The 12,637-nt window shown below is 61.9% G+C and carries 6 protein-coding genes; 1 reads left to right on the forward strand and 5 read right to left on the reverse strand.

Going from position 1 to position 12,637, the window contains the following annotated elements; genetic code table 11:
* Positions 1–33 precede the first annotated feature (33 nt).
* The gene (locus AC13RC_RS10435; RefSeq protein WP_488557094.1) at positions 34–6,921 is read left to right on the forward strand and encodes an apolipoprotein A-IV repeat region-like domain-containing protein; all 6,888 of its coding nucleotides are present in this window, start codon (positions 34–36) and stop codon (positions 6,919–6,921) included.
* A gap of 540 nt (positions 6,922–7,461) precedes the next feature.
* Here the strand turns inward: AC13RC_RS10435 and AC13RC_RS10440 are convergent.
* The 5 genes from AC13RC_RS10440 to AC13RC_RS10460 all read right to left on the reverse strand — a co-directional run bounded on the left by AC13RC_RS10440 (position 7,462) and on the right by AC13RC_RS10460 (position 12,613).
* The gene (locus AC13RC_RS10440) at positions 7,462–7,788 is read right to left on the reverse strand and encodes an RcnB family protein (protein ID WP_488557095.1); all 327 of its coding nucleotides are present in this window, start codon (positions 7,786–7,788) and stop codon (positions 7,462–7,464) included.
* 129 nt (positions 7,789–7,917) lie between these two features.
* On the reverse strand, positions 7,918–9,528 hold the full coding sequence (locus AC13RC_RS10445) for a glycoside hydrolase family 43 protein (RefSeq protein ID WP_488557096.1): 1,611 nt from the start codon (positions 9,526–9,528) through the stop codon (positions 7,918–7,920).
* 78 nt (positions 9,529–9,606) lie between these two features.
* Positions 9,607–10,638, reverse strand: coding sequence for an L-glyceraldehyde 3-phosphate reductase (gene mgrA / locus AC13RC_RS10450; protein WP_113333122.1), 1,032 nt, complete (start codon positions 10,636–10,638; stop codon positions 9,607–9,609).
* 68 nt (positions 10,639–10,706) lie between these two features.
* The gene (locus AC13RC_RS10455; protein WP_113390928.1) at positions 10,707–11,840 is read right to left on the reverse strand and encodes a Gfo/Idh/MocA family protein; all 1,134 of its coding nucleotides are present in this window, start codon (positions 11,838–11,840) and stop codon (positions 10,707–10,709) included.
* Positions 11,841–11,851: 11 nt separating this feature from the next.
* A complete protein-coding gene (locus AC13RC_RS10460) occupies positions 11,852–12,613 on the reverse strand; it encodes a sugar phosphate isomerase/epimerase family protein (protein WP_488557097.1) in 762 nt (253 codons plus the stop codon).
* Positions 12,614–12,637: the final 24 nt, after the last annotated feature.

A 12,637-nucleotide genomic window follows, 5' to 3' on the forward strand; every position in this document is an offset into this window, starting at 1 on the left:
AAGCCCGAGTGAGTTGTAACGAGGCGTAACCGCATGGCGAACAAAAAGTACATCGAGTCGGTCGAGGACAAGGCCTTTCAGGCATTGGACGAAGCGCTGCAGATCGATTTCAGTGACGAGAGCTTGGAGTCCCGCAGCGGCACTACGCCCGATGTCCCGGAGCGAAATGTGTCTGAGCCGCCGAAACAGCCGATAAAGCAGACCAGGGATGATGCCGCCCGCAAGAATGGCGGCGCACGCAGCACCGCCGCCCCTGCTACCCCGCCCCGCCCCGCCGAGGCGCCGAAGAACCCGAACCTTGCAGCCGCCAATGACGGCAGCCGGGCGAGTTCCGCAAGCATATTGAGAGCGCTCGACGGAGCCTCGCAGAGCCACGCGGTGCGAAACGCCACGATCTTCTCGCTGTTCTGGATCATCGGCGGCGCCGGCCTCGCCTTCATGCTCTATGGCACGCAGATCCGAAACATCCATTCGATCGCGGATCTCGCAGCCCTTCCAGGCGTCATCGCCTGCATAGTCGGCATCATCGTTCCGGTGCTGCTCTTCTATGCTTTCGGCATGATGATTTCGCGTGCGCACGACATGCGCAATGCCGCCCGCTCCATGGCGGAAGTCGCTCTGCGTCTCGTCGAGCCGGAAACCGTTGCATCCGAGCGTATCATGACGGTCGGTCAGGCCGTGCGCCGCGAAGTCTCGGCCATGAACGAAGGCATCGAACGCACCATTGCGCGCGCCACGGAGCTCGAAACCCTCGTCCATACCGAGGTCAATGCGCTGGAGCGCAGCTACGCCGACAACGAATTGCGCGTGCGCAGCCTGGTCCACGAGCTGGGTACCGAGCGTGACGCCATCGTCAATCACGCCGAGCGGATCCGCTCGTCAATCTCCGGCGTGCACGATCAGATCAAGGAAGACCTGTCGCTGGCGACCGAGGAAATCGCCGTGCGCCTCTCGACCTCGGGCGAAGCCTTCGCATCGATGATCGATACGCGCGCCGCCGCGCTGATGGAGAAATCGGATTCCGCCGTCCAGGCCCTCGGTACCCTCCTTGCCGCCAAGACAGACAGCCTGCTTCAGAACCTCAACGCTTCGGGCCTCGCTCTCAGCCACGAATTCGACACCCGCCTGGAATCTCTGTCCTCGACCCTTGCTGAACGCGGCAACGCGCTGCTCGGCCAGTTCGAAACGCGCGCGTCGACGCTCGATGCGAACACCGAAAAGCTGAACTCTGCACTGAATGAACGTGCGCGCCAGCTCAACGAGACGCTGGTTGCCCGGACCCGGGAAATCAGCGAAAGCCTCACCGGTGGCGAGCGCTCCATTACCGGCACCCTCGACACTGTTCTGTCCCGCCTCAACACGGCCCTCGACGAAAAGGGCGCGAGCTTCCGTCAAAGCCTGCAGTCGACTGCAGATGATGCCATCATGGACATCGATCTGCGCTCCGGCTTCTTCGACGAGCGCTTCCAGTCGACCATCGCGCAGCTTTCGACGGCGTTCGACGAGCGTGTATCGGAATTCACCTCGGCCTTCGACAAGCGCGCCGGCACCCTGGACACCAAGCTCACGGAAAGCCTCGCCCGCATCAATCAGTCGCTCGGCAGCAATTCCGATGCGCTGGAAGGCATCCTGACCTCCAGCATCGAGCGCCTGGGTTCGCATCTCACCGATCAGTCCCTCGCACTGGCAACGACGCTGGCAACCGGACAGGAAGTGCTCGAAAGCGCCATCGGTTCCAAGGCGAACGAGATCACGTCGGCGCTGCAGAACGCCACGACTGGCATTTCCTCGGCCCTCACCTCGGGCACGAGCGAACTCAACACCACGCTCGCGTCGCATGCCGGCGCCTTCACCTCCGCCGTGCAGGGTGTTACGCGCGACGTCTCCGCCGCCCTGCAAAGTGGCACGGAAGAACTGACCTCGGCCTTCACCGGCCGCGCCAATGACATCAACAATACCCTCTCTGCCCGCACCAGCGAGATCACGCAGGCTTTGAGTTCCGCCCATGAGCGCGTCGATGCCGTGATGGCCGCTCGCAGCAACGCGCTTTTCGGCGCCCTGGCAGACAACCAGTCTCGTTTCGAGCAGACGCTTGCCGAACGTTCGGAAGCGATCACCAATGCCGTCAGCGGTTCCCACGAGCATCTGACCGCCGCGCTCGACGAACGCACCTCGATGCTGGCCATTTCGCTGGCCGAAAGCCAGTTGCGCCTCGAAAACACGCTGGCGAGCCGCGCCGATGCCATCAACAGTGCCATGGCCGACACCCATAGCAAGCTGGCCGACACGCTCGACGACAAGACGATGGCGCTTGCTATTGCGCTTTCCGAGGGCCAATCCCGCCTGGAAGACACCGTTTCCGGTCATGCGGAACACGTTGCCGGCACCCTGGATGCGAAGACCAAGGACCTTGCGCGTGCGCTCGCCGAGGGTCAGGCTCGTCTCGAAAGCACGGTCTCCGGTCACGCCGAAAGCGTCACCAATGCCCTCGACGACAGGACGATGGCGCTCGCTATCGCGCTTTCCGAGAGCCAGGCCCGGCTGGAGGAAACCGTTGCCGGTCACGCCGATCGCGTCGCCGACACGTTCGAAGGCAAGACCAGTGCGCTCGCGGCCGCCCTGACGTCCGGCCAATCTCGTCTCGAAGAAACCCTCGCCAACCGCGCCGAGGCGATCATCAAGGCATTTGCAGGCAACCACAATGCTTTGACCGAGGCGCTGGACGACAGAACGATGGCACTCGCCATCGCACTGAGTGAAAGCCAATCCCGCCTGGAAAGCACCATAGCCGGACACGCGGAAAGCGTTGCAAGCACTTTGGATGACAAGACGATGGCATTGGCCGTTGCCCTCTCCGAAAGCCAGGCCCGCCTTGAAAACGCCGTTTCCGGCCATGCGGAAAGCGTCGGCGCCACGCTGGACGACAAGACGATGGCACTCGCCATCGCGCTGTCGGAGGCTCAGGTCCGTCTCGAAGACACCGTCTCAGGCCACGCCGAACGCGTTGCCGATACGCTCGAAGGCAAGACACGGGCACTCTCCGATGCGCTGACCTCCGGCCAGTCGCGCCTTGAAGCAACGCTTGCCAACCGCGCCGAGGCGATCACCAACGCATTCAGCAGCAACCACAACGCGCTGGCCGACGCACTGGACGACAAGGCGATGGCGCTGGCCATTTCGCTCTCCGACACCCAGTCTCGCCTCGAGGATGCGGTATCGAGCCGTCTCGACGCCCTTTCCGAAACGGTTGCCGGCACACACGACAGGATCGTCAACAGCCTCGACGACCGGACGATGGCCCTGGCTATCGCCCTTTCGGAAGGCCACGCGAAGCTCGAAGACACTCTTTCCAACAGCGCCAAGGCCATTGCCCATACCGTCACCAGCGGTCATGAGGCACTGACCAACACGCTCGATGACAAGAGCATGGCCTTCGCGATCTCGCTCGCCGAAAACCAGAACCGTTTCGAAAGCGCCCTGGAAGACCGCGCCAACGCACTTCTGGACAGCGTCTCCGGCGCAGAGTCCCGCGTCGCCGGCGCCTTTGGCGACAAGGCGGATGCCATTCGTGCCGCCTATAGCGAAAACCAGGATCGCCTGGACCGCTCGCTCGCTGCCCATACGAGCGCCCTCTCCGAAATGCTTGGCAGCAACAGCGATCGCGTCGAGACCGTTCTCGGCACCACCACCCGTCAGCTCGAAAACACCCTCGGTGCCGGTCTGTCGCAGATGGATCAGAACCTGGCCTCGGCCTACGAGCGTATGCGCTCCACGCTGGAAGATCGCAGCAATGCGATCAATCTCGCCCTGCGTGACGCCCATGCGCAGATCGACAATACGCTGATGGAGCAGACGACCGCTATCGGCACCTCGATCGCTACCAGCGCCAGCATGCTGGAAATGTCGCTGGAAGATCGCGAGGCTTCTCTGCGCCAGACGATCGACGCGAGCGCAAGGATGTTGGAAGAGCGGCTGAATAGCGGCGCGGGCGACATTGCCGGCCGTATCCAGCAGGCAGCAGGCGACATCGCGCGCTCGGCCGAAACCTTCTCGTCCAACCTCAACCAGTCGATCGACGGCATGACGAACCGCTTTGCCGAGACCGGCTCGCGGGTCGAGGCTAGCCTGTCGGCTCTTGAAAACCGCATCAATGAAGGTGTTACAGGCGTTGCCGCCCAGGTCGACGCTGCCGGCAACCGCCTCTCCGATACGCTGGCGAGTGGCGCGGCGAAGATCGACGACAGCGGCAGCCAGGCATCCGCCCGCATCGAAGAGCGCCTTTCAACGATGGACCGTGCCCTCAATGTCGGCCTCGAAGCCGTCAATCGGACGATCGAAGGCAAGGCCGCCAATCTGGCCACCACGCTGCGCACGGCCGTCGCCGACGCCGCGCAAGGCATGGACACGGAGGCGACGCGCACGGCCGAGCTGCTCGCCAACACCGGCCAGCAATTCGCCGAAAACCTCGGCAACCACAGCGATGCCTTCGCCCGTGCCATGACCGAGCGCTCCAACGACCTCGTCAACCGTGTCTCCGAAACGCAGAACCGGTTGGCAAGCCAGGCTGCGGCCGTCGCCCAGACCTTCTCGGAAGCCGGTAATGCGATCGTCAACAAGGTTGCCGAAGCCGAGGGCCTCGTCAGCAATCAGGTCAATACGATTTCGCAGGCCCTGTCTTCCGCGGAACAGTCGCTGGAAGCCCGCGGCGCAGCTATTCGCAACACGCTTGCCGGCGGCAGCGAGCAGATTGCTGCCTCCATGGCCCAGGTCGAGCGCGCACTCGACGAGCGCAGCACGGCGATCCGCAGCTCTCTGGAAGAGCGAGCCCGTGAAATCGGCTCGACGCTTGCCGATGTCGACAAGGCGCTGGAAGCCCGTGGCACATCCATCCGCACCTCGCTTGACGAGCGTACCCGCGAGCTGAATTCGATGCTTGCCGGACGCTCTACCGAGCTGTCGCGCCTCATCGACGAAAAGGCTCGCCCGATCGTTGATCGCTACGCGGCAACGGGTCAGGAAGCTGCAGCCCTCATTTCGGCGGCAGCTCAGGAAAGCACGGAGCGCCTGCGCGCTGAAAACGCCGCTCTCATCAACGCGATCTCATCGCGCACAGAGCATGCGGTCAACACGGTCAGCGCGCTCGAAAACAACCTGCTTGCAAGCGTCAACGGCATCATTGCGCGCTTGGCGGACAACAACTCGGCGATTGCCGGCCTGTTGTCCAACGCGGCCACCGAATTCGCAAACGTCGACGATCGCCTCACAGCAACCTCGTCGCGCTTCGCCGAATCTGCCGCGAAGGCCGGCGAGATGGTTTCCGCGTCCAGCCGTCTCCTCGAAGGCAAGGTCGACAAGCTGTCTGAGATCACCGGCCAGACCCTGTCGCAGGTCGGCAGCATCGTCGGTCGTTTCGACGATCACTCCAAGGTGCTGACGCAGGCATCCCAGCTCCTGGGCGCCGCCCAGTCAAACCTCGTATCGACGCTGGAAGAGCGCGAAACGGCACTGCAGAATCTGGCCGTCGGCCTCGTTCAGCGCTCGGAGGAGATCGAAAACACCATGCGCGCCCTCGGCTCGATGGTCGAAACAGCTTTCGATCGGGCGGAGCAGCGGTCGAACCAGGTGACCGGCAACCTTCGCCAGAGCGTGCAGTCTTCCTTCGGCGATATCGGCCGCGTTCTTTCCGACGCCGAGAAACGCGCCGAAGATGCGGCGGAAAACATGCGCGCCGCCTTGCAGAAGGCCGGCGAGGAAGCGAACCAGGCTGTCGAAAACACATTCGCCAATGCCGAGCGCCGCTCCAGCGATCTCACCAATCGCCTGCGCGGCGGCCTCACGGCCTCGCTGTCAGAGGTCGAGCAAATGCTCGCCGACGCCGGCAAGACCTCCGAGACGGCAGCCCAGCAACTGCGTGAAACCCTGCGCGTTGCGGTGGATGATGCGATCGGCCGCTTCGCCGGTGCGACGGATGAGATCCGCCGCTCGGCCGGCGATATTCGCCGCGAGCTTGACCTCACCCGCAGCGAACTGAAGCGCGGTGCCTTCGATCTTCCGGAAGAGGCAAAGGAAAGCGCCGCAGCCATGCGTCGCGCGGTTGCCGAACAGATCAAGGCCCTGCAGGATATCTCGCAGATCGTCGGCCGCTCGACGCAGCAGCTGGAAATTTCCGAGCCTGCAGCCCGTGCCCTGGCGGATGCGCAGCCCGCGCCACGGCCCGCCGCACCTGCCCCGGCAGCTGCAGCTCCGCGGCAGCAACAACCTGCTCCGCAGCAACCGGTGCAACAGCCGCCGGTCGCCCAGCAGCCCGCACAGCGCCCGGCACCGCAGCCGCAGCCGCCCTCGATCGAGTCCCTCGGCTTGCGCGGGTCGATCCCGGCCGAACGCCCGGCGGCACAGCCGCAGCGTCCGGCGGAAACAGCAGCTCCTGTCCGTCAGGAAGCAGCCGGCGGCGGCTGGATCAGCGATCTGCTGCGTGGCGCATCGCGCGATGAAAACGCCGGTCTCCAGCCCGCACGCCAGACGACTGCGAAAGCCCCGGCGGAACAGGCTCCTGCTCCTGCCGCACGCAACCCGCGCCATGTCGTGGAATCGCTGAACTCGCTTTCGGTCGATATCGCTCGCGCGATCGATCATGACGCCTCGGTCGATCTGTGGCGCCGTTACCAGCGTGGCGAACGCGACGTGTTTACACGCCGCCTCTATACGCTCAAGGGCCAGCAGACCTTTGATGAGATCAAGCGCAAATACGACCGCGAGCCGGAATTCCGCACCGCAGTCGATCGCTACATCGCCGATTTCGAAAAGCTGCTCACCGACGTTGCTCGCACCGATCGCGACAAGACGGTCACGCAATCCTATCTCACATCGGATACCGGCAAGGTCTACACCATGCTGGCGCACGCAGCGGGTCGCCTGAGCTGATCGGTCCGGCACCATGTATGAGAACCCCGGCCATCGTGCTGGGGTTTTTGATTCACCGGTACCGATGCGTGAACTTCAAAGGCGTGACAGATAAGGGCAAGAGCGCTACGCGCTAGTCACCATGAACGAATAATCGATTTCCATTCAGCCTATTGGACATAGCCTTGCTCTGCCATGCACGCTTTGAATGTACTGTTTGAGGCCATCGCACCAGCTATCCAATATCGGCCCGCGATCACTTGTGTTTCTGAGGCTTGGCCGTTGCATATGGCTTTTGCGCGCTCGAGCTGGCCTTGCTCGGTAGAGGAAACCCGATGCCACCCACTAGCTGACGAGTTTACGGTGCAAGCAGTCATCAGTGCCATTAAGACAATGATGCAGACTATGCGCATTGGATCTCCTTTGGCACACAATTAAAAGAAACACTAAATTAGTATTTCATTAAATTAATACAAAAGGCAACGCCGCGAAGTTAAGCAGCACGATCATTTAAAAAGGCTAGTCCGAACTCGTCTTAGCTCCACGAGCGCCGTCGCTCTTTCAACGGGCCTCGTGCACCTTCGAAATCAAACCGCTGGTAATGCCGACGAGGAGAAAGTTGTTCTTCAGGCGAACCCAGTGATAGCCGCGCGGGGGTGCGGACAACTGATAGGCGCGATAGTCGATTTCCGTTGCGCGGCGGCGGTCGGAGGCCGACAGGCGGCGTCCCTTGACCCAACCGCCCTTACGGATGACGACCTTCTTCTTCACCACTTCCTTCTGGACGACAGCCTGCTTGCCGGCGGGCGCAGCCTTGACCTGCGCAGTCGCAGCCAGCGGCATTCCGATGATGGACGCCGCAAGAAGAACAGCGAAGATTTTTCTCATTGGTTGTTTCCTCATTTCAGAATCTGCACGCGAACTTATCGTGACAGACATGAAACGAGTCTGACAGTCGAATTACAATTCCGTAATGGGCGCGATTGGTTCGCCCAGGCGCCTGCTCCGCTGGAAGTCTTATAGCTCATCATAGTTGAACCAGTCGAAATCCGCCGTCTTTGCCCGGCCGGACGTGTCGAAGGCAAACATGCCGACGAAAGCACCGGTGAAGGAGCCATGCTCGCCACGACCGCCCTCATCCGAGATGACACCAGCGTCGAGCACAGGCCCGATCGCCTGCCATGCGTCCATGCCCTCGGCCTGCCAGAAGAACTGCAGATCGTTGTCCCGCACCTCCATGGCAAGCTGGATCCGCCCATGGGGCACTGCGACGCCACCCTCGATCGGAAAACTCAGGCGGCCGTTCGGATAATCGCCCGGGCAGGTCATGATGGTGATGCAGCGGCCGAGCTTCTCATGCAGGGTCACGGCGATGGCATGCAGTTTGAAGCGATTGTAGTAATGGGTCAGGCCGGCAACCTGCTGGTAGGTGTCGGGCTGGAAATCGACGACCGTTTCGGCGCGGAAACTGTGATGCTCCTGGCGACGGGCGACGAGCGCCTGCTCGAACCAGGAACCGATGCTTTCGCGTGCGAAAAGCCGCAAATGGCCGGGGCGGTCCGTCAGGCTGAAAATGCGTTCCGGCTGCGGCGTGCGCAGCCACTGAAAATCCGTTGGCAGTCTGGCCTGATCGAAATTGTAACCGCTACGGCGCGGCCTCTCGATCGGCACCGCACCGTTCAGGCCGGCCACATTGACATCGGGAACGCTGGTGCCGTTTTCGAGATAGAGCCAGCCATCCTCTTTCCAGACGCATTTCTGCAGAGCGGTCTCGCGGCCGAGCGTGCAGCGGCGATGCGGCGGCAGAGGCCGCCCGCAAAGATGCGTATGATAGAACTGTCCGTCATGCGTCTCGACATATTGTCCGTGGCCGGCGCGCTGTAATGCGGCTCCCGGATGGTCCTTCGAGGTGATCAGGTATTTGTTGGGATGCAGTTCGTACGGCCCGGCAATGTCGCGGGAGCGCGCCATGGTCACGGCATGATCGTAACCAGTGCCGCCTTCTGCCGTGGTCAGATAGTACCAGCCGTTACGCTTAAAGAGATGCGGCCCTTCGACCAGCCCCAGCTCCGTGCCGGCAAAGATGTTCCTGATCGACCCCTTCAAGGATTTCGTCGCCGGATCCCATTCCTGCAGCAGAATACCGTCGAAGGCCGGCGTCTTCGGTGAGCCGCCATAGCTCTCCGTGCGGTGGTTCCATTGCATGTTGACGAACCACTTGCGTCCGTCATCGTCATGGAACAGAGACGGATCGAAACCGGAGGAGTTGACATAGGCCGGCTCGGACCATTCGCCTTCAATCGCCGGCGAGGTCACGACGTAGTTATGGGCATCCTTGAAGTTGCCGTCATAGCGCTTGACGTCGGTATAGACGAGCCAGAACAGACCATCCGCATAGGAGAGGCAAGGTGCCCAGATGCCGCAGCTGTCGGGTTCGCCGCGCATGTCGAGCTGCGATGCACGCTCCAGCGGCCGCCTCACCAGGGTCCAGTTCACGAGGTCGCGAGAATGATGGATCTGCACGCCCGGATACCATTCGAATGTCGAGGTCGCGATGTAGTAGTCCTCGCCGACGCGGCAGATGGACGGATCCGGATTGAACCCCGGCAGGATCGGATTGCGGATCATGAACTCTCTCCTCCGGAGACCATGGCAACGGCAATAAGGTAAAACGCCCGGAAACCAGTTCCGGGCGCCTTGGGATGATCAATCGCGTTCCGCGGATTTGGCCCAGAGATTGATGTCGGCCTCCTTGGCGTAGACATCGATCTGCTTCAGCTCTTCGGCGGTGAAGTCGAGATTATCGAGCGCCTTGACACAATCGACGATCTGCGACGAACGGCTCGCGCCGATCAAGGCAGAGGTAACACGGCCGCCGCGCAGAACCCAGGCGATCGCCATCTGCGCCAGCGTCTGGCCGCGCTTCTCGGCGATCTCGTTAAGCTTTCTGATATTGTCGATAATCGACGGACGGATGAAGTCGCGCTTCAGGAAGTGGTTTTGCGCGGCACGGCTGTCTTCCGGAATACCGCCGAGATACTTGGTCGAGAGCATGCCCTGAGCCAACGGCGAGAAGACGATCGAGCCGATGCCGAGATCTTCGAGCGTATCCACCAGACCGTCGTCCTCGATCCAGCGGTTGAGCATGGAATAGCTCGGCTGATGGATCAGGCATGGCGTGCCGAGGTCCTTGAGGATGGCGGCAGCCTCGCGCGTGCGCTGCGAGTTGTAGGAGGAAATGCCGACATAGAGCGCCCTGCCCGAGCGGACGATGTGATCGAGCGCACCGCAGGTTTCTTCGAGCGGCGTGTCCGGATCGAAGCGGTGGGAATAGAAGATGTCGACATAGTCGAGGCCCATGCGCTTCAGGCTCTGGTCGCAGGAGGCGATCAGATACTTGCGGCTGCCCCACTCACCATAGGGACCCGGCCACATGTCATAGCCTGCCTTGGAGGAGATGATGAGCTCGTCGCGCAAGCCGGCAAAATCGGTGCGTAGGATCTCGCCGAACGCGGTTTCTGCGCTGCCGGGAGGCGGTCCGTAATTGTTGGCGAGATCGAAATGGGTAATGCCGAGGTCGAAGGCCGTGCGGCACATGTCGACCTTGCGGTCATGCGGCGTATCGCCGCCGAAATTGTGCCAGAGCCCCAGCGAGACCGCCGGCAGTTTCAGACCGGAACGACCGGTCCTGTTGTATTTCATTTTTGAATAACGATCGGATGCCGGTTGCCAGGCCATGATGGAATTCCTTCGAGATGAAAAGCGCGCGGGTTGGTCACCCGCGCGCAAACTAGCTCTTCCGGCGCTTACTTCAAGAGCGCTTGTGCCTCTTCGATGCCGAGGGCTGCCGGCTGCGTGCAGGTTGTCGTCAGATCGATGAAGCGGCCTTCCTCGCCAGACTTCAGGATCGAAGTCATGACGTCGACGCCATGCAGCGTGCGGTCGAGCGAGCAACGCGCATCGCGGCCGTCGATCAGTGAGGCCGCCATGTCGGCAAGCCCGGCCGTGCGATAGTTGGCCCGGGAGCCGTTCGGGCTTTCCTGATTGACGATACCGAAAGGATGCGCCCAGTTTTCCAGCGGCTTGATGTCCTTGTCGCGGCCGCTCGCCTCGACGGTGCCGCCGAAGAAGTTCGGATCGGGCACATAGAGCGAGCCCTCGGTGCCGTAAAGCTCCATATTGGCATGGCGGTGTGACCAGACATCCCAGCTTGCCGTCAGCGTGATCCGCGCGCCGCTGACGAATTCGAGCAGCGCCTGGATGGTCGTCGGCGTCTTCACCGGGATGATCTCGCCGTTGCGCGGCTGGCTGGTGATCGTGCGGGTCGGCGATGCCATCGAGGTCATCGCACCGACACGCTTCACGGGACCGATCAGGTTGATGAGGTTGGCGACATAATAGGGGCCGAGATCGAGGATCGGACCGCCGCCGGGCAGGAAGAAGAAGTCCGGGTTCGGATGCCACATTTCCATGCCCGGGCTCATGACATAGCATGCACCCGAAGTGACGCGGCCGATACCGCCGTCATCGATGAATTTGCGGGCAAGCTGGTGGGCGCCGCCGAGGAAGGTGTCCGGGGCGCAGCCGACAGCCAACCCCTTTTCCTTGGCGATGCGACGCAGCTCTTCGCCCTGCTCCAGCGTCAACACCAGCGGCTTTTCGGAGTACACGTGTTTGCCGGCTTCTAGGATGCGCTTCGAAACCGGGAAATGCGCGTCCGGGATGGTCAGGTTGACGATGACATCGAGCTCGTCATTGGCGAGCAGTTCGTCGATGGTCTGGGCCTTGACCTTGTATTCTTCGGCGCGCGCCCGCGCCGCTTCCATGTTGATATCTGCGCAGGCCAGCACCTTCAGGCCTTTGAAGAGCGGCGCGAGCGAGAAATAGGTGGTTGAGATGTTGCCGCATCCGATGATGCCGACGCCAAGTTCCTTAGCCATGTGGAAATGCCTCAAAAGCTCTTGAAGGATGCGATGGAGCGGGTGATCAGACGATCGACATCGCTCGGATTGTCGTGTTCGACGACGAAGTGCTTGGCCTTGGTGCCGGCGAGCGCCTCGAGCAGCTTTGCCCACGGAACCGTGCCATGACCGACATCGGCCCAGCCGTCTTCATTCTTGTTCTCGCCAGCCGGCGCGATGTCCTTGACGTGAACGGCCGTGATGCGCGGACCGAGCTTTTCGATCCAGGCAAAGGGATCGCCGCCGCCGCGGATGACCCAGGCGATATCGGCTTCCCAGGAAATATCCGGAGCGCCTTCGAAGATCTGCTCGATCGGCAGCGAGCCGTCGGCCTGCTTGACGAATTCGAAGTCGTGGTTGTGCCAGCCGAATTCGAAGCCCGCATCCTTGTAGGGTTTGCTCATCTCATGCAGGCGCTTGCCGAAGGCGCGCCAGCCGGCCGCATCCTTCGGGCGCTGGTCGGCGCCGATATGCGGCGCATAGATCGAATCCATGCCGAGGGTCTTGGCAATGGTGAGCGACTTCTGCACTTCGCCATCGAGGAAATCCGGGCTGAAATGGCCGCTTGCCATCCGCAGGCCGTTCTTGTCGAGTTCGGCGCGCAGGTTCTTGAGGCCGGTCTCGTCGAGATCGGCATAGATACCGCCAAAGCCCTCGACTTCGGCATAGCCGGCCTTGCCGAGCTTGACGAAGATCTCTGAATAGGGCTGGAAATTGCGGGCGCTATAAAGCTGAAATCCAAGTTTCGTCATCGATAGTCCTCCAATGGCCTCCCG

This window comes from Martinezella sp. CNPSo 3890 (genome assembly GCF_057784455.1).

Bases quoted from the DNA above. Each gene is read 5' to 3' on its own strand.
- AC13RC_RS10435 (WP_488557094.1), top strand. From the start codon at position 34: ATGGCGAACAAAAAGTACATCGAGTCGGTCGAGGACAAGGCCTTTCAG.
- AC13RC_RS10440 (WP_488557095.1), bottom strand. From the start codon at position 7,788: ATGAGAAAAATCTTCGCTGTTCTTCTTGCGGCGTCCATCATCGGAATG.
- AC13RC_RS10445 (WP_488557096.1), bottom strand. From the start codon at position 9,528: ATGATCCGCAATCCGATCCTGCCGGGGTTCAATCCGGATCCGTCCATC.
- mgrA (WP_113333122.1), bottom strand. From the start codon at position 10,638: ATGGCCTGGCAACCGGCATCCGATCGTTATTCAAAAATGAAATACAAC.
- AC13RC_RS10455 (WP_113390928.1), bottom strand. From the start codon at position 11,840: ATGGCTAAGGAACTTGGCGTCGGCATCATCGGATGCGGCAACATCTCA.
- AC13RC_RS10460 (WP_488557097.1), bottom strand. From the start codon at position 12,613: ATGACGAAACTTGGATTTCAGCTTTATAGCGCCCGCAATTTCCAGCCC.